This is a genomic window from Paenibacillus faecis (genome assembly GCF_008084145.1).
Classification (GTDB): Bacteria; Bacillota; Bacilli; order Paenibacillales; family Paenibacillaceae; genus Fontibacillus; species Fontibacillus faecis.
In genome coordinates this window covers 567108-586941 of sequence record NZ_VSDO01000006.1, presented here as the reverse complement: position 1 = coordinate 586941, position 19834 = coordinate 567108, and the positions used below count along the sequence as shown (strand labels likewise).

Genomic DNA, 19834 nt, shown 5'->3' with positions numbered 1-19834 from the left:
CCATTTTGAAACTAAAAACATCAGGCAGAAATAAAGAACTCACGGGATGAGAAAAACCATGAAGCTGCCGCTATATCAAGAGAAATGATGCGAAGCTTCAGAACAAGTCGAAGGAGTGAAATCATGGGCAAATATTTTGGCACGGATGGAGTAAGAGGAATCGCAAACAAGGAATTAACCGCGGAGATGGCCTATCAAATCGGGCGCTGCGGGGGTTATGTGCTGGCAGGTCAAGTGCCGAAGCCAAAAGTCGTGATCGGGATGGACACCCGGATCTCCGGGGTCATGCTTGAATCCGCACTTGTGGCCGGCATGCTTTCCATTGGCGCGGATGTTATTCGCCTGGGTGTCGTTACTACGCCTGCGGTGGCTTATTTGACAAGATTGCTGAAGGCGGACGCCGGCGTCATGATTTCGGCTTCGCACAATCCGGTAGAGGATAACGGGATTAAGTTCTTCGGCAGCGACGGCTTCAAGCTTTCCGATGAGACCGAATTGCGGATCGAAGAATTGATGGATAAAGAAGTAGACGAGCTTCCGCGTCCGATTGGCGGAGGTTTGGGAACAGTCACGGTAGATAATGAATCCAAGTTTGACTATTTGGCACACTTGAAAACGACGATCGGCACCTCGTTCGAAGGGCTGAAAATCGTACTGGATTGCGCCAACGGGGCCGCTTATGAGCTGGCACCCAAATTGTTCCGTGAACTCGGCGCCGAAATCCACACGATCGGGGCGGAGCCCAACGGCTTGAATATTAACGACCATTGCGGATCCACGCACCCGGAGAAGCTCAAAGAGGAAGTAGTCCGGTTGGGGGCCGATTTGGGGCTCGCTTTTGACGGAGATGCGGACCGTTTGATCGCCATCGACGAAAAGGGTGAGGAAGTCGACGGCGACTACATCCTCTGCATTTGCGGCGATGCGATGAACCGGGCGGGCAAGCTGAAGGACAGCACCATCGTCTCCACGGTGATGAGCAATTTCGGTTTCTACAAAGCCACGGCCAAACTGGCGTTGAATACGCAGCAGACGGCTGTCGGCGACCGTTACGTCATGGCTGAGATGATCCGTGGCGGCTATAACCTGGGGGGAGAACAGTCCGGCCACGTCATTTTCCTGGATTACAATACGACGGGCGACGGCATTCTGACGGCGATTCAATTGGTCGACACGATGAAGGCGGCCGGTAAACCGCTCAGCGAGTTGAAAAAAGTAATGAAGCAGTATCCGCAAGTGCTCGTGAATGTGCGCGTGCAGGATAAGAGCCGTTTTGCCGGCAATACGGCGATTGAAGAGGCGATTGCCAGCGTCGAGCGGCAGTTGGGCGACAACGGCCGGGTCCTGGTACGTCCATCGGGTACGGAGTCGCTGATCCGCGTGATGGCGGAAGGCCCTGAGAAGGCGGAACTCGAGCAGCTCGTGGCCCAAATCGCTTCCGTCGTGGAGAAGGAACTGTCCAACAAGGATGAATCGGTTGTTTTGTGACTTTTTGCATAATTTCAAAAATAAGCCGTTGGCACTGGAAAATTCCAGTTTCAACGGCTTTTTATCTGGGTAAAGCCGGAAAAGGGCGGGTCAGGGTAATCAGGACAACATGATCATTGCCAAATGTCTCAAGGATGCATATAATAAGCATATTCAAGAAAAGAAAGCGAGGGTAGTGAGGTTATCGGAAGTGAAAGCGCCAGAGCTTCATTTCGCGCGAGAAAGTCCTTTCGGAAGCAGTGAACAAGCAAGTTGTTCATAAGTGGATGGATTCCGGAATTCAGGACGAATCGGCAAAGGGAAGCTGACGAGGTGGAGGTGTTCGAGTTGTTCGGCGGGGGCCTCCCGGTGATACATCGCACCGTGACCGCAAGGGCAAAAGGAATGGGCGACCGTTCTGACAAACCTTACGGGCCGATGTTAAGATCCCGATGTGGATCAGTGGAGTCGTTTATTCATGAGTGTTTGCAGGAGACGCGGAAATATCGCGGTGAACGGAGAAGCATGGACATTCATGAAAATAGGCATTGTTACGTGTAACTTTTCTGATTTTTCAAAAAATTGAATAGTTCTTTCTCTGTGGAGCCGCGCTTATCTCTCCGCTTGTTTTCTCCTGCCCTAAAAAATTCGGGTGAGATGAAACGGAGGATATATATATTATGTGTGGTATCGTTGGATATATCGGGAAGAGAGACACGCAGACGGTTTTGCTGGAAGGACTGAAGAAGCTGGAGTACCGCGGGTATGATTCGGCGGGGATTGCGGTGTTTACGCAGAACGGATTGCAAATCGCCAAATCGATCGGCCGCCTGGCTAACCTCGAGTCCAAGCTGGAAGGGGCTCCTTTGGTAGGGACCGCCGGTATCGGCCATACCCGTTGGGCAACTCACGGCAAACCGTCGGATGTCAATTCGCATCCGCATACCGACCATAGCCAGAAGTTCTCGGTCGTGCATAACGGCATTGTCGAAAACTACCTGGAACTGAAAGAAGAACTGATTTCCCAAGGTTATGAGTTCGTTTCGGAAACGGACACGGAAGTCATTTCCCATCTCGTGGCTCGCGAATACGAGGGAGATATCGTCAAAGCGGTTCAGAAAGCGATCAGCTATATGCGCGGCGCTTTTGCTCTGGGTGTATTAACGGAGTACGAGCCGAATAAGCTGGTAGCCGTACGTCAAGCGAGCCCGTTGATCATCGGTCTGGGCGAAGGGGAGAACTTTATCGGTTCCGATATCCCGGCAATTCTGAACTATACGCGGAATGTGTATATTTTGAATGACGGGGAAATGGCCGTATTGACCGAAGACGCTGTCGAATTGATGACCATTGAGGGGAATTTTATTTCTCGGGAAATGATTTCTGTCGATTGGGATGCCGTCACCGCAGAAAAAGGCGGATATGACCATTTCATGCTGAAGGAAATCCATGAGCAGCCGAATGCTTACCGGAACACGATGCTGGGCCGGATCGACGAAAGCGGACGCAAGGTTGTATTCCCTGGTCTGAATCTGTCCGATGAAAAAATCCGCTCCATCAATAGCATTCATGTGATTGCGTGCGGAACGGCTTATCATGCCGGTCTCGTCGGCGGCGCCGCGATTGAGCGTCTGGTTCGTATTCCGGTTTCGTTTGACGTAGCTTCCGAATATCGCTATCGTTCGCCATTGATCACGCCGGAAACGCTGGTCATTGTCGTGAGCCAGTCCGGTGAAACGGCGGATACGCTGGCAGCCTTGCGTGAAGCGCACGCCAACGGCGCTCATGTCCTGGCGATCACCAACGTGGTCGGCAGTTCGATCGCCCGCGACGCGGACGATGTGATCGCGACGCTGGCCGGTCCGGAAATCGCCGTGGCTTCGACCAAAGCGTATACTTCCCAGTTAATCGCGTTCTACCTGTTCGCCCTTTACATGGCACAAGCTCGCGGTACGCAAACGGAAGAGGAAGTGGCGCATATTGTCGCCGCTATGCAGGCGCTGCCTGAGCAAGTGGAGAGCATGCTGGAGAACTCGGATGCGATCAAAGCCTACGCCGAACAAATTTCCACGCATGAGCACCTGTTCTTTATCGGACGCGGTCTGGATTATGCCGTCGCTCAAGAAGGTTCGCTCAAGCTGAAAGAGATTTCCTACATTCACTCCGAAGCCTATGCGGCCGGTGAGCTGAAGCATGGTACGCTGGCGCTGATTGAAGAGGGAATTCCGGTCATCGCTCTGGCGACTCAAGAATCTGTCCTCGAAAAAACCGTCAGCAACATCAAGGAAGTAAAAGCGCGCGGTGCCGATGTCATGGCGATCACGCACGAAGAGCATGTCGCCGGCTTGCTGAAGTCCGTCGATCAAGCCTTCGCCATTCCGAAGACGCTGCCGCTGTTGACACCGGCCCTTTCCGTGGTGCCGCTGCAGCTTCTGGCATACTACGCTTCCCTGGCCCGCGGCAACGATGTCGACAAGCCGCGTAACCTGGCGAAGAGTGTGACGGTGGAGTAAGCGTTAGAAGTCGTAAAAAGAGGATTAATGCAATAAACTTAGTTATGCAATCAAAGGAGCTCAGGTGAATAACCTGAGCTCCTTTGTCGTTTTAATGACATTTATAAGTCTAAAGGGATGTGTTAAGGTAGCTTCAGAACAGCTTTTAAACCGTGCTTTTGTATAGCGTTATATAACTTTTTAGAGAGTATAGGGGGTCGACATAACGATATCCCACTAATATAAAAAAAGTGGTCCTTCTAAAGACCACTTCTTGTTTTGGTTAATTTTAAATCTACCTCTTTGAGGAATTGTAAAATTTTGAACTCCTTATAGGAGGATGCGGTTATATCACTTACATGGTGCTCGTATCGATCACGAATCGATATTTCACATCGGAAGCCAACACTCGTTTGTAGGCTTCATCAATCTGGTCGGCGGAGATCACTTCGATCCGGGGAACAATACGGTGTTCCGCGCAGAAATCGAGCATTTCTTGCGTCTCCCGGATGCCGCCGATCATGGAACCGGCAAATGAACGGCGATGTCCGATGAGGGACATCACATTGAGGGACAACGGCTCCCCAGGGGCTCCGACGTTCACTAAAGTTCCGTCAAGCGTGAGCAAGGAGAAATAAGCATCCATATCGATACTGGCGCTTACTGTGTTAATAATTAAGTCGAAAGTTCCGGCAAGCTTTCCGAAGGTTTCCGGATCGTTTGTGGCATAGTAGTGGTCTGCCCCTAACTGTAACCCGTCGTCCTTTTTACTCAAGGTTTGGGATAGAACCGTAACCTCGGCGCCCATGGCATGAGCGATTTGGACAGCCATATGGCCTAGACCGCCCATTCCCACAACCGCTACTTTTTTGCCTGGACCGGCTCCCCAGTGATTTAGCGGTGAATACGTCGTGATCCCTGCGCAAAGTAGCGGAGCGGCCGCGTCAAGCGCAATGCTATCGGGAATGCTGACCACAAAATTCTCGGTCACGACAATATGCGTAGAGTATCCGCCTTGCGTGGGTTCGCCGTATTTATCGACGCCGGCATAGGTGGGAACATTACCTTTCAGACAGTATTGTTCTTCCCCTTTTCGGCAATTCTCGCATTCGCCGCAGGAGTCGACCATACATCCTACTCCCACCCGATCACCGATCTTGTATTTGGTGACGTCAGGTCCTACAGCCGTAACGATACCTGCAATCTCATGTCCAGGGACCAGGGGATAGTTTACCGGTCCCCATTCGCCGTGAGCCGTGTGGATATCGGAGTGGCATATGCCTGCATATTTAATTTCAATCAGGACGTCATGCGCATCCAGATCCCGCCGTTGAATTTCTGCGGCGCGAAACGGTTGGTCCGGACCGTCGACAGCTCGTGCTTTAGCCGTTATCATATAAAAAACCTCCTGTAGTTTATAATTATCGAGATAATTCGATTAGCAAAAACTATGGTAAACCTTATAGTTAACTCTAAGTCAAGCGTTCTTGCGATTTTGACATCCTGCAAAAAAACGTGATAAGATTCCCGAGTCTCATAGAGTTAACTCGAAGTCTAAACTATATAGAACAGGAGACCCGCCCGCGATGAAGACCTATTCGATCAGCGAAGTTGCCAAAGCATTGAATCTTACGCCATATACCTTGCGTTACTACGACAAGGAGGGACTGATGCCGTTTGTGGAACGGACCTCCAGCGGAACGCGATTGTTTAAAGAATTCGATATCGAAGCTTTAAAAGTGATTGAATGCCTGAAATCCACCGGGATGCCAATCAAGGAAATCAAAAATTTTATCGATTGGTGCTCGGAAGGGGATGCCACCTTACAGCAAAGATTCGACATGTTTATGGAACGGAAAGCTACTGTGGAAGCGCAGATGGAAGAACTGAAGAAAACAATGGAAATCATCGAGCATAAATGCTTTTATTATAAAACGGCCTTGGAGGCCGGAACGGAGGATATTCATAAAAACAATAATATAGGGAGCGCCTTTACCCATTAGAAACCATGAAACCACCGGTCATTCCGAACTTCCAGAAGAATGACAGGTGGTTTTGTCTTGTCTTAGAGTTAACTCTATCCTTTATACTCATTCCTACATGCTATTGAAGGAGATGTTTTTTTGGCTAGACGGAATAACTTAATGATTTTCATTTTGACCATAGGGGTTTTCGGTATTTTAAATACCGAGATGGGGGTTATCGGGATATTGCCTTCCCTTGCGGACCACTATCACGTCAGTGTATCCCAAGCAGGGCTGCTGGTGAGCCTTTTCGCGCTCGGCGTTGCCATATCCGGTCCGATTTTGCCGTTATTGTTCTCGGGAATGGACCGCAAGAAGGTGATGTTGCTCGTACTCGGGGTTTTCCTTATCGGGAACATCATGTCCATATTTACGACGAACTTTACGATTGCATTGATCGCCCGTGTCGTCCCGGCCTTTTTTCATCCCATTTATTGTTCGTTGGCTTTTTCGGTCGCCGCGTCCTCGGTTCGAAAGGAAGATGCCGCAAAAGCGGTTTCCAAAGTGTTCATCGGGGTGTCGGCGGGGATGGTCGTCGGCGTGCCGATTGTCAGCTTTATCGCGAATGCAGCTTCCATTGAAATGGCGATGGCGTTCTTTGCCGTGATCAATGCCGTTGTATTTTTGGTTACATTCCTGTTTGTCCCGACGATGCCTGTTAAAGAAAAGCTATCTTACGGAGCACAACTCCGCGTCTTAAAAAAGTCAAAGACCTGGCTGTCCATCGCAGCCGTCATTTTCTTGAATGCCGCCGTTTTTGGAGTCTATAGTTACCTTGCCGAATATCTGGAAACAGTAACGAATATGTCTCCCAATATGATTAGTTTCATGTTATTCGTCTACGGCGGAGCAAATATCATCGGAAACATGGTCGCCGGGAAACTGCTCGCCCATAGCGCGATGAAATCCGTTATAGCGTTTCCTTTTGTATTGGGAGGCGTATACCTCATTCTATTCTTCGCTGGAGAGATTACCTTACCCATGGCAATCATGACTTTCATATGGGGTATCGTGGCTGGAATAGGGGGGAATATCAATCAATTCTGGATGGCGTCCTCGGCTCCCGAGGCTCCCGATTTTGCGAACGGCTTATTTTTGACCTCCTGTAATATAGGAACGACGGTTGGCGCGGCCGCAGGCGGGTTATTTATTTCAGGTATGGGTGCAAAATACGTCGTGCTGGTGGGAATTTTATCCTTGATACTAGGGTTGGCAACGATTTTGCTAAGGTACTATAGGCATGATCCTTCGGAACAGCTTTCCGATTAAAACAAACAAAATCCTCATCACGAAGTCGTGGTGAGGATTTGTTCAAAATATTTGGAATGGGGATTAAAGATTCCGATCTAACAATATCCCGGTTTGTTCTGCCATAACACGAGGGGGGAGAGGCATCCCGTTTCGGAACCACCATTCCACTGCGCCGACGACCGCCGCCCCAAAAAATTGAAGAATGATCTCTTCATATAATCCTTGATTTTTCCCTTCGGTTACATCGACTTCAACCTTATACTCCTGAACGACTAAATCAAGGAAGCGACTGCGAAAATAAGCGGCGCTTTTCGTGTTTAGCATTGTTGAGAAAAACAATCGATTGTCCGCAAAGTATTCGAACCAGACATAATTGCCCTCTTTAAAAGTCATCTCGGATGCGGAATGGCAAAGCTCGCGGAGATTGCTGATATGTTCTTCGATAATCTTGTCCAGCAAGTCATATTTATCCATATAGTGGAGATAAACGGTACCTCGATTAACATTGGCTCTATCGGAAATATCCCGGATGGTAATGTCATCGAAGTTTTTTTCGGCCATCAGTTCAAGAATTGCTTTCTTGATGGCTTCTTGAGATTTAAGTACTCTTCGATCCATTTTAGCCATTTTTGGAGTCCTCCTTTTGCGATAATCGGCAATTATGAATAATGTGTTGAGTAATCCACACATTACGAAAAATTGTTTATTGCAGCCTTATTGTTTCTGTTTAAAATTATAAACACGAGTTGAATAAACAATCAATGTTCATTAATGAAGAGGCTCATTGACCAGGAAAATCGAGAAAGGGAGGAACAAGGGAATGGATTATATGAAACTTGGAAATACAGGCCTGGATGTATCCCGGATTTGTCTCGGTTGCATGGGCTTCGGGGACGCCCGGAAAGGGCACCATCGATGGGTCCTTGATGAAGAACGGGCACGTCCGGTCATCAAAAAAGCTTTGGAGCTTGGAATCAATTTTTTTGATACAGCCAATGTATATGCCGAAGGGACAAGCGAGGAAATTGTCGGGGCAGCATTAAAGGACTACGCGAACCGTGATGAAATTGTTATTGCGACGAAAGTTCATGGACGTATGCATCAAGGACCCAACGGCGCCGGACTTTCCCGTAAAGCGATCATGAGCGAAATCGACAAGAGCTTGAAAAGGTTGAAAACCGACTACGTCGATTTGTATCAAATTCATCGTTGGGACTATAACACGCCCATCGAAGAGACGATGGAGGCCCTTCACGACGTGGTCAAGGCGGGGAAGGCACGATACATCGGCGCTTCCGCCATGTGGGCTTGGCAGTTTCAAAAAGCGCTGCATGTAGCTGAAAAAAACGGGTGGACCCGATTTGTGTCCATGCAGAACCATTTAAACCTCATTTACCGCGAAGAAGAGCGGGAGATGCTGCCGCTTTGTAAGGAAGAGAAAATCGGAGTCATTCCTTATAGCCCGCTAGCAGGAGGAAGATTGGCGAGGGAGGCCACGACACACCGCGCCGAAACGGATGAAATTGCAAAACAAAAATATGATGCGACAGCGGATGCGGATCAATTGGTGGTAGACCGGGTTGCGGATCTGGCGGAGAAACATGGCGTCCGTCGGGTTCATATCGCGCTTGCATGGCTTCTGCACAAAGAACCGGTGACCGCTCCCATTGTGGGGGCTACAAAAATATCCCACCTCGAAGACGCGAAAGCTGCTCTTTCCATGAAGTTAACGGCTGAGGAAATTGCCTTTTTGGAAGAGCCGTATGTACCTCATCGGATCGTCGGCCATGTTTAAATTCACATCAGGAGGCTGAGTCATGAATCGAATCGAAAAGAGCCGAGAAAAGTATAAAGAACTGTTCGGCGACGGAGTGCCGGCGGGATACGCTACAGATCCTGATCTTCAGGATATCCTGACCCGCTTTATTTTTGGCGATGTTTTTTACCAAGGTCATCTGGACGACAAACAGCGTGAGCTTATCACGCTGGTCGTGCTTGCAACGAACCAAACGCTGCCTCAGCTTGGGGCACATACCCACGCCGCATTAAATGTTGGACTTACGCCAGTGGCAATTAAAGAAGCCATTTATCAATGCGCGCCATACCTTGGATTTCCCAAAACCCTGAATGCCATTACAGAAATCAATGCGGTTTTCAAAGACAGAAATATCGGGTTGCCGCTCGAAAGCCAAAAGCAGGTTGAAGAAGATAACCGGTTTGACAAGGGACTTGCCGTTCAGGTAGAGATTTTTGGCGATGTCATTGAAAAAAAACGGGAGAATGCCCCATCCCATCAAAAGCATATCCAGGACTATCTTTCCTCCTTTTGTTTCGGCGACTTTTATACCCGTGGCGGTCTTGATTTGAAAACGCGCGAGCTGCTTACCCTATGTATCCTAAGCGCACTCGGCGGTGCCGAAAACCAAGTCAAGGCGCATGTCCAGGGCAACCTGAATGTCGGTAATGACAAGGAGACGCTCATCGCCGCCATCACTCACTGCCTTCCTTATATGGGCTTTCCGAGAACCCTGAATGCACTCCAATGCTTGAACGAAATCATTCCTGAAAGTAGATGATGAAATGAAAGTAACATGCGGAAACGGTAGCCTTGAGGCCTCCCCTTTGAAATAAAGGGCGGGGCCTTCTTCATTTTCGGGGCGCATAGTAAATGGCGGATGGCATTCCGGAAGCCGGAAGTTCTATTTCGTGGAAAAGAAAGCGAATCCAAAAAAAGTGGAATTTTCCCCAATGGCCGTTCCCTTATGACCTGGGACAGTCGGACTTATAATATGTATGCGGTTACAAAAAATCGGGAAACGAAAAAAAGGGGGAGCAAGTATGAAAAGTATGAAAGGTATGAAACGCGTTTTAGCCGGAATCTCCGCCACGCTTTTGATGATATCGGTGCTCGCGGCGTGCGGAGGAAACAATACAAACCCGAATGCTTCAAATCCAGGCAGCTCAACCCCATCCACGAACTCGGCAGAGACGGCCACAAAGGGCAACGGCGAGAAAGTCACCATCAATCTCTGGAGCTTTACGGATGAAATTCCGAACATGACCAAGAAGTACCTGGAAGTCCATCCCGATGCGAATGTGGAGTTTAAAACGACGGTGATCGCTACCACCGATGGCGCTTACCAGCCCGCTCTCGACCAGGCTCTCGCGGCCGGAGGCAAAGATGCTCCCGATATTTATGCCGCTGAAGCGGCGTTCGTCCTCAAGTACACGCAAGGCGACGCATCCGACTATGCCGCCAACTATGCGGACCTTGGCCTGGACGATCAGATGGTGAAGGATGCGGGCATTGCCCAATACTCCGTGGATATCGGCAGCAAGGAAGGCCAATTGAAGGCTCTCGGGTATCAAGCGACCGGTGGTGCTTTTATCTATCGCCGCTCGATTGCCAAAGATGTGTTCGGAACGGACGACCCTGCAAAGATCAAAAGCGAAGTGGGGCCCGGCTGGGAGAAGTTCTTCCAAGCTGCTGAAAAGCTGAAAGCCAAAGGGTACGGCATCATATCCGGCGACGGCGATATCTGGCACCCGATCGAGAACAGTTCCGATAAAGGCTGGATTGTCGACGGCAAGCTCCACATCGATCCGAAGCGTGAGGAGTTCCTCGATCTGGCCAAGGAACTGAAGGACAAGGGCTATCACAACGATACGAGAGACTGGCAGGAATCATGGTACGCTGATATGTCCGGCTCCGGTGCGCAACCCATCTTCGGTTTCTTCGGTCCCGCTTGGCTCATCAACTATGTGATGAAGGATCAAGTGAAGGACACGAATGGCGACTGGGCCGTAACGGAGTCGCCGACGGGCTTCTTCTGGGGCGGCACATGGCTGCTCGCCAATAAAGATGTTGCCACGAACGACGCCAAGAAACAGGCTGTTGCGGATTTCATCAAATGGGTAACGCTCGACACCTCCGAAACGGGTCTTCAGTATTACTGGGCTAACGGCACGATGAAGGAAGGCGAGCAAGGCACGAAGGACAGCGTCGCATCCTCCGTTGTGATGGAAAAATCCAATGGCGAAGTTCCGCTGCTTGGCGGCCAGAACATGTTCGAAGTGTTCGTTCCGGCCAACGCCAATGCTTCGGGTAAGAACTTGACCCAGTATGACGAGTCGATTAACCTGCTCTGGCGTGATCAGGTGCGCGAGTACACCGCGGGCAACAAAACACGCGAAGAAACCCTCGCCACCTTCAAGCAGCAAGTCAAGGACCAGCTCGGGATCGAGAGCGAATAAGAGGAAGCGAAGGGGCGGGAAATGATCCCGCCCCTTCATATCAACTAAAGAGGTGAGAGCATGCGCCGAAAAGGTGTGAATTACTCGAAATACGGCTATATCTTTACCTTTCCGTTCGTCCTGGCGTTTCTGATTTTCTCGCTGTATCCGATTCTATATACCGCGGTCATCGGGTTCACGGATATGCAGGGGTTAATACCGAAACCGATTCATTTGCTGGATGACCCTTTTAAAAACTTTAAAGACCTCCTTTTTGACAACCCCTCGTTCAGGAAGTCCCTGACCAACACGGGGTTACTCTGGGTTGTCAACTTCATTCCCCAGATCGTTCTGGCGCTCCTGCTCACGGCATGGTTCACGAACAAGCGCCTTAACATCAGGGGACAGGGGACGTTTAAGGTTCTGCTTTATATGCCGAACATCATTACTGCGAGTACGATCGCGGTGCTTTTCGGCAGCTTGTTTGCCTATCCGATGGGGCCAATAAACAGTTTGTTCCAATCACTCGGGTGGACGGACGCTCCGATTTTCTTTCTTCAGGACAAGACGACGGCGCGGGGCATTGTGGCGTTCATCCAGTTCTGGATGTGGTACGGCAACACTATGATCATCCTGGTTGCAGGCGTTATGGGCATCAATCCGGCTCTGTTCGAGTCCGCGGCGATTGACGGCGCCAACGGCTGGCAAACCTTCTTCCGCATTACGCTGCCGAGCCTCCGCACCATCCTGCTGTACACGCTGATTACGTCAATGATCGGCGGGTTGACGATGTTCGATATTCCGCAGTTGTTCCTTCAAGGCGGACCGGACAACTCGACGCTAACCACGTCCATGTTCATTTACGGGCAAGCGTTTAAGGGAAGTTATATGTACAATCGCGCCGCGGCGGCGAGTATGATTCTGTTCGTCATTGCGGCGATATTGTCCGGCTTGCTGTTCTACCTGATGCGCGACCGCGATGCGGCAAGATTGAAAAAAGCGGAAAAGAAGAACAGAAAATCCGCTCACGCTGCGACCGAGATGGAGGTATAAGCCATGGAAAAAGTTCAGAGAGGCGGAAACGCCGGTCTAAAAATAAGCAGGACGATCATTTATATCGTCTGTATTTTGTTGTCGCTGCTTAGCATCCTTCCGTTTTGGATCATGTTTGTCAACGCCACCCGCTCTACGGCGGAAATCCAAAGCGGTCTCTCGCTGCTTCCTTCAACCCACTTTATGAGCAACCTGCAGGTCCTGCTCGATAAGAGCTTCGACCCGCTACAGGGGTTTCTGAATTCATTGATTATCTCGAGTTCGGCAACCCTCTTAACGGTCTATTTTTCGTCATTGGCGGCCTATGGTCTGGTCACTTATAACTGGAAGCTGCGCAAGCCGTTCTTTACCTTCATCCTGTGCGTAATGATGATTCCTTCCCAGGCAAGCGCCATCGGCTTCTATCAGTTCATGTATAAACTGCATTGGACAAACAGCTTCCTTCCGCTGATTCTGCCTGCGATCGCAGCGCCGGCGGTCGTGTTCTTCATGCGCCAATACCTGCTCGCCACGCTGTCGCCGGAGATCGTGGAAGCCGCGCGCGTAGACGGATCGGGTGAATTCAAAACCTTCAACCGGATTATTCTTCCGCTGATGATGCCGGCTGTGGCGACGCAGGCCATTTTTGCTTTTGTGGCCAACTGGAACAACCTGTTTATGCCGTTGATTCTGCTGACACAGAAGGAGAAGTATACGATGCCGATCATGGTCAGCTTGCTGCGCGGCGATATTTACAAGACGGAGTTCGGCTCGATTTATATGGGGCTGGCCTTGACGGCGTTACCTCTGTTTGTGGTTTACTTCCTGTTATCCCGGTATATTATCGCGGGCGTAGCGCTTGGAGGAGTTAAAGAATAGCCGGTAAGGCGCAAACCTGGGGCGTAAGCACAAGGGTGTAGACACCATTGTGTTTACGCTCTTTTTATTATGTTATGGCTGCCGGATGTGAAGGCGAGGAGGAAGCATGAACTTGGTCCTCTTTTCTGTTATGCTCAAATGAGGGAAAGAAAAAGTTGGGAATAAGTGACGGATGCGGTTCCGTGAGGAGGTCTAGCCTATCCATGAAAATCGATTTGCAAAAGCTGCGGGAAACCGCGAAGGCGATTGTGCGAATTCCCGGGCATTACCGTCTGGAGATGGAGGACAGTATTCCGAAAGAGGAGGAGCGGGAGCGCTGCTATATTTGGGAGGACCCGGATCATGGGGAGAACAGCATCGAAATCGCTCTGGACTTGGCCACCGGTGTACTGATGCGGTTAAACATGGACCGGGCTGAAGCGCAAGAGGGAGGGGGAGGGGAGGATACTCTGGAGCCGGAAGAGGCGGCGGTTTCCGGGAACAAGCTTGACCTGGCAAGGCAAGCGGCCGAGGCCCTTATAGAACGGCACCACCCGGCCCCCTCCGCGCTGACGGTCGTCAAGGCGGAAGCCCGCCGGAACCTGTACCATTTCGAATATAACCGGGAAGCACACGGTCTGCCGCTTCATTATACAGGATGTGTCATAACCCTGGATTCCCGTTTTCAGGTGACATGGTATCGGCTGCGGGAACGGCCGGATTTTCCTCCGAAACTGCCGGAGTGGCCGGAAAAAATAGTGGAGGAACCTGTGCTGTTAGGGCAGCTTCAGGAGCAGTTGAGAATGGAGTTGGTCCTGGTCACTTTGCATTCCTCCCTGCATGAGATCGGAAGCGGTGAACCGGAAATTCGGCTGGTTTACGAACCGCTGATGGAAAACAGATGGATCGATGCGGCGACCGGGACGGATCTGTTCGGGCCCGAGCACTACGCCAAGCCGCCAAGCCGTCCATTGCCCCCGGTCACGGCGGCCTCTAGCCCGGTCGAAGAAGAGGATCTTAGTGCGGCGGGCTGGGCACGGCGGCTCGGTATCGATCCAAAGATCTATCGGCTGGAGAAAACGGCGGAAGATGAGGAATTGGAAACGCTGCTCTATACGGCCCACACGCTAAAAGAGCAAGACCGGGATTTGGTTGATCCGTTGTCGGTCGATGGATATATGGAGCGAAAATGGGGGGACCAGCTTCGATTCCTGATGGACTCGGCGATCAAGATTCAATGGGAAAAATCGACGGGAAGGCTCGTCAGCTACCACCACTCGGGCTGCGAGGGAGGTATGGCAGAGGAAGCCGCGCTTACGCGAGAGGAATGCTGGGGGATTGCCGAGCGGTTCCTGGGGAAGTTTTTTCCCGAATATGCCGAGTATCTACAGTTGGAGGACCGACAGGACGATGAAGAGGAAGATGAGCGGCGCCGCGAATTTTTCTACCTGCCCGTGTACATTCGCGGTATTCCGGTAAGCCATGAGCGGGTCATGATTGCGGTGTATGTTTCTACAGGGGCGGTCTGCTTGTATGCGGGGGTCTCTTACGAGATGATCCAAACGATGGCGGCGCTCCCGCTTAGACCGGTACTGTCACAGGAAGAAGCGGCTAAGCGATATGCCGGGCGGATGAAGCTTCAGCTCAAATGGCATTTGGAAAAGGAAGAAGGGAAAGAGCCGGTTTTCCGGCTCGTGTATCAACCTTCCGTAACCGCCATAAATGCGTCGGGAGTGGAGCGCAGAGTGTGGTATATCGACGCTGTGACCGGGGAGTGCATCTTGGGAACATGAGGGGCAGGAACTATCTTTTGTCCCTTTTGCTCATGCCGACAGTAAAGGTTTTGAAGCCGCTCGCCTCATAGTAAGGAACCAACTGCTCGCTGCACATCAATTGAGGAATCACGCCATGCTCCTCGCATTGGGCAGTAAGCCGATGAAGCAGTTCCCTGCCGATTCCCAAGGACCGGTATTCGGGATGGACTCCCAAACCGCATATGACTCCGGTAATTACGCCATCGGAGATGACGCGCCCCATACCGGCAAGACGATCGCCGTCAAAGGCGAAGAGCACGAACCAGCTCTGCCGGCACATGGTCTCCAGATCGGAGGTGGAGAGACCGAGCAAATCCCACCCCAAAGCGCGATAAAGGGCTGCGACCGGGGCATATTCCTCCAATACGCCGGAAACATAACGGATTGTCATCAAAGGGCCTCCTTCTTTTGCATTTTTTTGTCTATAACCGTTTCAGGAATTGTAGTCACTATTCGATTATGATAAATTCTGCCGGTAAAATAAACTGCTAGTTTTGGAGGGATGCAGACGCAGATGATTGCGCACCATAATCAAACGCTGCACGGATTCGACAACATCGACCGCTTTGTTCTGGTCCGGAATTCAGCGGAGACAAAGTTTTGGAACGAAGCTGATGAAGGAAATCGTTTCTTTGACTGAACATTGGGAGGCGGACGACATTGAGCTGAGCGTATCCGAGTTCAAAGCGGCCGCAATCCGGTTTTATGAACGATTAGGCTTTGTTAGCAAGTCTCGCCAGATGGAGTTACCATTGCGGTCTGGAGGCCGCTCATAAGTTAAGCCGAGCTGAATTGTCCTCTTTGCATGGACTTTTTGGGCTAAAATGTCTTTTCAAATGTGGACAAACATACATATAAGCTCGTTGAAGCCGGGAGGGTTCATAGATCTAGATATTGATGAAATATGACAATCACCTACCAAATATAGAGGACATGAACGTCATTGTGGGGGGGAGGAGCCCTAGTGGTGTTGTCCACATTTAGAAAGACAAATTCGGTGAAATGTCTACTGTATAAGGACACCATCCTGTAACTGCAAAAATAATTTAGGCTTGCGCATTCGGTTTGGGCTATGTTATAAAATAGCAATAAGAAATACCCGGCGATGACCAAAGACATGATTTCCTTCACGAACTGTCCAGAGAGAGAGGCGTAAGCTGAAAGCTTCTCCAGTTACGGAGGCGAAGTTACCCCTTTGCAGCCGTGGCGTTGAACCCGTAGGCAACAATCCCGCGGCAGTATGCGTCACCGGAATGATCCCCGTTACCGGATCCGAATGAGGATCTTCCATCCGCGGTTATGGCTGTTATGGCCTTAGGTGCCGGACGGGAAGGTCGAATTTAGGGTGGAACCACGAGCTGAACGCACTCGTCCCTTCTGGGAAGAGATGCGTTTTTTTGCGTTCAGATCACTATAGAGAAGTGGAGGCCCGTAACATGGAAATTCTAATTACTTTACCGGACGGCAGCATCAGGAGGTTCCAGCAAGGGACCACAATACGGCAAGTGGCGGAGTCGATCGGCAGCGGTCTGGGGAAAAATGCGATCGCCGGCAAAATCGACGGGGTTCCGGTGGACCTCAATGTTCCGATTGAGCAAAATTGCGCCGTGGAAGTGCTGACCCTCGACAGCAAGGAAGGCCTGGATATTTACCGGCACAGTACGGCCCATCTCATGGCACAGGCGCTCAAGCGCATTTACGGAGAGAAGTCCGTCAAGCTGGGCATCGGTCCGGTGATCGAGGACGGTTTTTACTATGACGTCGATCTGGAAGAGCCTTTATCCGCCGGTGATCTGGCGGCCATTGAGAAAGAGATGGAGCGGATCGCCAAGGAAGATCTCCCTATTGTCCGGCGCGTTGTAAGCCGGGAAGAGGCTGCCCGGCTGTTCGCCGACCGGGAGGAGCCGCTGAAGCTGGAACTGATCCGCGATCTTCCCGAGGCGGCCGAGATCAGCATCTACGAACAAGGCGAGTTCTTCGATCTGTGCCGGGGTCCTCACCTTCCGTCCACGGGACGGATCAAGGCGTTCAAGCTGTTGAGCGTGGCCGGCGCTTATTGGCGGGGGGACGCCAAGAACAAGATGCTGCAGCGGATTTACGGCACGGCTTTTCCGAAGAAGGCGCAGCTGGAGGAACACCTGCATCTGATCGAGGAGGCCAAGAAGCGCGATCACCGCAAGCTCGGCAAAGAGCTGGAGCTGTTTATGTTTTCCGAGGAAGCTCCGGGCATGCCGTTTTACTTGCCCCATGGGATGACGATCCGCACGGAACTGGAGAATTTTGCGCGTGAACTTCAGCGGAGACGCGATTACGAGGAGGTGCGCACCCCGCTGATGATGAATAGCCGGATCTGGGAACAGTCCGGTCATTGGGATCATTACAAGGACAATATGTATTTTACCCATGTCGATGATTCCACGTTTGCGCTCAAGCCGATGAACTGTCCGGGACATATGCTCGTGTTTAAGAACAGCCTGCGCTCTTACCGCGATCTGCCCCTGCGGATATCGGAGTTCGGCCAGGTGCACCGCCACGAGTTTTCGGGCGCGTTAAACGGTATGATGCGCGTGCGCACCTTCTGTCAGGACGATGCCCATCTGTTTGTTTTGCCGGAGCAGATTGAAGAGGAAATCGGCAAGATCATCGACCTCATCGACGAGATGTACAGGATCTTCGGCTTCACGTACAACATCGAGCTGTCCACTCGGCCGGAAGATTCCATGGGAGACCCGGAGGTTTGGGATCAAGCGGAGTCGGCGCTGCAGCGTGTATTGGAGAAACGCGGCTTCGAATACAGTCTCAATCAAGGCGATGGTGCTTTTTACGGGCCGAAAATCGATTTTCATATCCTCGACGCCCTGAAGCGGAGCTGGCAATGCGGCACGATTCAGCTTGACTATCAAATGCCCGAGAAATTTGACCTGGCCTATATCGGCGAGGATAATCAAAAGCATAGACCCGTCGTCATTCATCGTGCGGTTTACGGTTCGATCGACCGTTTTATCGGGATGCTCACCGAGCATTACGCGGGGGCGTTCCCTCTATGGCTCGCGCCGATTCAGGCGAAGCTGCTGCCGGTATCCGAAAATTACGTCGATTATGCCTACGAAGTCAAGAAGCAATTGGACGAAGCCGGCATTCGCGTCTCCGTGGACGCGAGAAACGAGAAGCTGGGGTACAAGATCCGCGAAGCGCAGCTTGCGAAGGTGCCGTACACGCTCGTACTTGGCGAAAAAGAGAGAACTTCCGGAACGGCGGCCGTCCGGAGACGCAATGAGGAGGACACGGGGACTTTTTCGATACAGGAAATCATCACGACATTAACCGAAGAAATTCGCAGTAAAAAATAAGCCAAAAGCGAGGGACCTGATGTGCGAATATTGGTGCTTGGCGCCGGCGGAGTCGGCGGCTATTTTGGAGGCCGTTTGGCGGAAAAGGGAGCGGACGTCACGTTTCTGGTGCGCAGCCGGAGAAAACGGCAGTTGGAGAGTGACGGCCTGGTCATTCGCAGTGTCCACGGGGATGTGACGATCCGTCCCAAGACGATAACGGCGGAGGAACCTGTGAATGCGCCTTACGATTTGGTTTTGTTCTCTTCGAAAGCTTATCATCTGGAGGAGGCGGTTCGGGATTTGAGGCCTTTTGTCGGCGAGCGGACGGTCGTTCTCCCGCTGCTGAACGGGGTGGCGCATTATCCGGTGCTGCAGCGGGAATTTGGAGCGGACCGGGTCATCGGCGGCCTATGCTTCATTGAAACCACTTTGAATCAGGAAGGACATGTGATCCAGACCAGCAAGGATCATTTCGTCCGATTCGGGGAATTCGGACAGAGCCAAAGCCAAACGGAGCGGATCGGCCAAATCGAGCAGGCGCTCGGGGGGACGAAGGCCTCATTCCTCCTTAGCGATCATATTGAACGGGATATTTGGCATAAATATCTGTTCATCGCCGTGATCGCGGGTATCACGACGCTGATGCGCTCTCCGGTCGGCCCGATTCGCGAGACAACCGGCGGGACGGAGTTCATCCGTAGTGTTTTTCGGGAAATCGAGGCGGTTATGCTCGCGCACGGGGCCCCGCTGGACGGAGACATTGTCGACCGTCATATGGAAACGACGCAGCGGATGTCGTTTGAAATGAAATCGTCCATGCTCCGGGACATGGAGAAAGGCTATGCCGTGGAAGGCGCGCACCTGCACGGTTACTTGCTTGAGTTAGCGGAGCGGCAAGGTCTGGAGGCCCCGCGGCTTCAAGCGATTTACCATAATCTAAAGGTGTACGGGAGCGGATTATCGTGAAGGAATGGCTTACCGACTACTGCTTAAGCAAAAAGGGAGCCTCCCCCGACTATCCGTTCGGGCCCGAACCGCTCGTATGCAAGGTAGGCGGAAAAATGTTCGCGCTGATCTCCGTCGACGGCAAGAACAATCAGGTGCATATCTCCCTGAAATGCGATCCGGTCATCGCCGTCAATCTGCGGGAACAGCACGCCTCCGTTCAGCCCGGCTACCATTTAAACAAGAAGCATTGGAATACGGTCGTCGTGGACGGCAGCCTGTCCAGCGAGGATTTGCGGCAGATGATCGACCATTCCTATGATTTGGTGTTCCGCAGTTTGACGAAGGCGGCTCGCGAAGCGATAACGGCTCTTATTCGATAGAGG

General features: G+C 51.4%; 18 protein-coding genes. 15 read left to right on the top strand and 3 right to left on the bottom strand.

What is annotated here, in order from left to right:
- Positions 1 to 123: 123 nt before the first annotated feature.
- Both glmM and glmS read left to right on the top strand, forming a co-directional pair.
- On the top strand, positions 124 to 1488 hold the full coding sequence (gene glmM, locus FRY98_RS27855; RefSeq protein WP_148457957.1) for a phosphoglucosamine mutase: 1365 nt from the start codon (positions 124 to 126) through the stop codon (positions 1486 to 1488).
- A gap of 659 nt (positions 1489 to 2147) precedes the next feature.
- Positions 2148 to 3980: a glutamine--fructose-6-phosphate transaminase (isomerizing) gene (gene glmS / locus FRY98_RS27850; protein ID WP_148457956.1), complete on the top strand. Its 1833-nt coding sequence runs from the start codon at positions 2148 to 2150 to the stop codon at positions 3978 to 3980.
- A 334-nt stretch (positions 3981 to 4314) separates the two neighbouring features.
- On the opposite strand, the gene FRY98_RS27845 is transcribed toward glmS, so the two are convergent.
- Positions 4315 to 5355 (bottom strand): NAD(P)-dependent alcohol dehydrogenase, encoded by a 1041-nt coding sequence (locus tag FRY98_RS27845; RefSeq protein ID WP_148457955.1) that lies wholly within the window; start codon positions 5353 to 5355, stop codon positions 4315 to 4317.
- A gap of 190 nt (positions 5356 to 5545) precedes the next feature.
- On the opposite strand from FRY98_RS27845, the gene FRY98_RS27840 reads away from it, so the two are divergent.
- Positions 5546 to 5962 (top strand): MerR family transcriptional regulator, encoded by a 417-nt coding sequence (locus tag FRY98_RS27840; protein ID WP_148457954.1) that lies wholly within the window; start codon positions 5546 to 5548, stop codon positions 5960 to 5962.
- A gap of 120 nt (positions 5963 to 6082) precedes the next feature.
- Positions 6083 to 7252 carry an MFS transporter gene (locus FRY98_RS27835; RefSeq protein ID WP_148457953.1) on the top strand — a complete coding sequence of 390 codons (1170 nt, stop codon included), beginning with the start codon at positions 6083 to 6085 and terminating at the stop codon, positions 7250 to 7252.
- A gap of 63 nt (positions 7253 to 7315) precedes the next feature.
- Here FRY98_RS27835 and FRY98_RS27830 read toward each other — a convergent pair whose 3' ends face one another.
- On the bottom strand, positions 7316 to 7861 hold the full coding sequence (locus FRY98_RS27830; RefSeq protein ID WP_148457952.1) for a TetR/AcrR family transcriptional regulator: 546 nt from the start codon (positions 7859 to 7861) through the stop codon (positions 7316 to 7318).
- Between the two features lie 193 nt (positions 7862 to 8054).
- Here FRY98_RS27830 and FRY98_RS27825 point away from each other — a divergent pair, with 193 nt between their 5' ends.
- The 6 genes from FRY98_RS27825 to FRY98_RS27800 all read left to right on the top strand — a co-directional run bounded on the left by FRY98_RS27825 (position 8055) and on the right by FRY98_RS27800 (position 15150).
- Positions 8055 to 9029 (top strand): aldo/keto reductase, encoded by a 975-nt coding sequence (locus FRY98_RS27825; protein WP_148457951.1) that lies wholly within the window; start codon positions 8055 to 8057, stop codon positions 9027 to 9029.
- Between the two features lie 22 nt (positions 9030 to 9051).
- The gene (locus FRY98_RS27820; RefSeq protein ID WP_148457950.1) at positions 9052 to 9810 is read left to right on the top strand and encodes a carboxymuconolactone decarboxylase family protein; all 759 of its coding nucleotides are present in this window, start codon (positions 9052 to 9054) and stop codon (positions 9808 to 9810) included.
- A 262-nt stretch (positions 9811 to 10072) separates the two neighbouring features.
- A complete protein-coding gene (locus FRY98_RS27815; protein WP_225039561.1) occupies positions 10073 to 11488 on the top strand; it encodes an ABC transporter substrate-binding protein in 1416 nt (471 codons plus the stop codon).
- Between the two features lie 60 nt (positions 11489 to 11548).
- Positions 11549 to 12520 (top strand): carbohydrate ABC transporter permease, encoded by a 972-nt coding sequence (locus FRY98_RS27810; RefSeq protein WP_148457949.1) that lies wholly within the window; start codon positions 11549 to 11551, stop codon positions 12518 to 12520.
- A 3-nt stretch (positions 12521 to 12523) separates the two neighbouring features.
- A complete protein-coding gene (locus tag FRY98_RS27805; protein WP_148457948.1) occupies positions 12524 to 13378 on the top strand; it encodes a carbohydrate ABC transporter permease in 855 nt (284 codons plus the stop codon).
- 203 nt (positions 13379 to 13581) lie between these two features.
- The gene (locus FRY98_RS27800) at positions 13582 to 15150 is read left to right on the top strand and encodes a YcdB/YcdC domain-containing protein (RefSeq protein WP_148457947.1); all 1569 of its coding nucleotides are present in this window, start codon (positions 13582 to 13584) and stop codon (positions 15148 to 15150) included.
- A gap of 10 nt (positions 15151 to 15160) precedes the next feature.
- On the opposite strand, the gene FRY98_RS27795 is transcribed toward FRY98_RS27800, so the two are convergent.
- Positions 15161 to 15562 (bottom strand): GNAT family N-acetyltransferase, encoded by a 402-nt coding sequence (locus tag FRY98_RS27795; protein ID WP_148457946.1) that lies wholly within the window; start codon positions 15560 to 15562, stop codon positions 15161 to 15163.
- A gap of 123 nt (positions 15563 to 15685) precedes the next feature.
- Here FRY98_RS27795 and FRY98_RS29255 point away from each other — a divergent pair, with 123 nt between their 5' ends.
- The 5 genes from FRY98_RS29255 to FRY98_RS27775 all read left to right on the top strand — a co-directional run bounded on the left by FRY98_RS29255 (position 15686) and on the right by FRY98_RS27775 (position 19831).
- On the top strand, positions 15686 to 15811 hold the full coding sequence (locus tag FRY98_RS29255; protein WP_263639203.1) for a hypothetical protein: 126 nt from the start codon (positions 15686 to 15688) through the stop codon (positions 15809 to 15811).
- Positions 15786 to 15947, top strand: a complete 162-nt coding sequence (locus FRY98_RS29145; protein ID WP_249043545.1) for an N-acetyltransferase — start codon at positions 15786 to 15788, stop codon at positions 15945 to 15947. Before FRY98_RS29255 ends, FRY98_RS29145 begins: the two co-directional genes overlap by 26 nt.
- Positions 15948 to 16607: 660 nt before the next feature.
- Entirely contained in the window at positions 16608 to 18521 is a 1914-nt protein-coding gene (gene thrS / locus FRY98_RS27785) for a threonine--tRNA ligase (RefSeq protein WP_148457944.1), read from the top strand.
- A 21-nt stretch (positions 18522 to 18542) separates the two neighbouring features.
- A complete protein-coding gene (locus FRY98_RS27780; protein WP_148457943.1) occupies positions 18543 to 19469 on the top strand; it encodes a ketopantoate reductase family protein in 927 nt (308 codons plus the stop codon).
- A complete protein-coding gene (locus FRY98_RS27775; RefSeq protein ID WP_148457942.1) occupies positions 19466 to 19831 on the top strand; it encodes an MmcQ/YjbR family DNA-binding protein in 366 nt (121 codons plus the stop codon). Before FRY98_RS27780 ends, FRY98_RS27775 begins: the two co-directional genes overlap by 4 nt.
- Positions 19832 to 19834 lie beyond the last annotated feature (3 nt).

What these genes read in the sequence shown, in the direction of transcription:
- FRY98_RS27810 (WP_148457949.1), top strand. Translation starts at nt 11,549, where the DNA reads ATGCGCCGAAAAGGTGTGAATTACTCGAAATACGGCTATATCTTTACC.
- FRY98_RS29255 (WP_263639203.1), top strand. Translation starts at nt 15,686, where the DNA reads ATGATTGCGCACCATAATCAAACGCTGCACGGATTCGACAACATCGAC.
- FRY98_RS27825 (WP_148457951.1), top strand. Translation starts at nt 8,055, where the DNA reads ATGGATTATATGAAACTTGGAAATACAGGCCTGGATGTATCCCGGATT.
- glmS (WP_148457956.1), top strand. Translation starts at nt 2,148, where the DNA reads ATGTGTGGTATCGTTGGATATATCGGGAAGAGAGACACGCAGACGGTT.
- FRY98_RS27830 (WP_148457952.1), bottom strand. Translation starts at nt 7,861, where the DNA reads ATGGCTAAAATGGATCGAAGAGTACTTAAATCTCAAGAAGCCATCAAG.
- FRY98_RS27840 (WP_148457954.1), top strand. Translation starts at nt 5,546, where the DNA reads ATGAAGACCTATTCGATCAGCGAAGTTGCCAAAGCATTGAATCTTACG.
- thrS (WP_148457944.1), top strand. Translation starts at nt 16,608, where the DNA reads ATGGAAATTCTAATTACTTTACCGGACGGCAGCATCAGGAGGTTCCAG.
- glmM (WP_148457957.1), top strand. Translation starts at nt 124, where the DNA reads ATGGGCAAATATTTTGGCACGGATGGAGTAAGAGGAATCGCAAACAAG.
- FRY98_RS27845 (WP_148457955.1), bottom strand. Translation starts at nt 5,355, where the DNA reads ATGATAACGGCTAAAGCACGAGCTGTCGACGGTCCGGACCAACCGTTT.
- FRY98_RS27795 (WP_148457946.1), bottom strand. Translation starts at nt 15,562, where the DNA reads ATGACAATCCGTTATGTTTCCGGCGTATTGGAGGAATATGCCCCGGTC.
- FRY98_RS27815 (WP_225039561.1), top strand. Translation starts at nt 10,073, where the DNA reads ATGAAAAGTATGAAAGGTATGAAACGCGTTTTAGCCGGAATCTCCGCC.
- FRY98_RS27805 (WP_148457948.1), top strand. Translation starts at nt 12,524, where the DNA reads ATGGAAAAAGTTCAGAGAGGCGGAAACGCCGGTCTAAAAATAAGCAGG.
- FRY98_RS27800 (WP_148457947.1), top strand. Translation starts at nt 13,582, where the DNA reads ATGAAAATCGATTTGCAAAAGCTGCGGGAAACCGCGAAGGCGATTGTG.
- FRY98_RS29145 (WP_249043545.1), top strand. Translation starts at nt 15,786, where the DNA reads ATGAAGGAAATCGTTTCTTTGACTGAACATTGGGAGGCGGACGACATT.
- FRY98_RS27820 (WP_148457950.1), top strand. Translation starts at nt 9,052, where the DNA reads ATGAATCGAATCGAAAAGAGCCGAGAAAAGTATAAAGAACTGTTCGGC.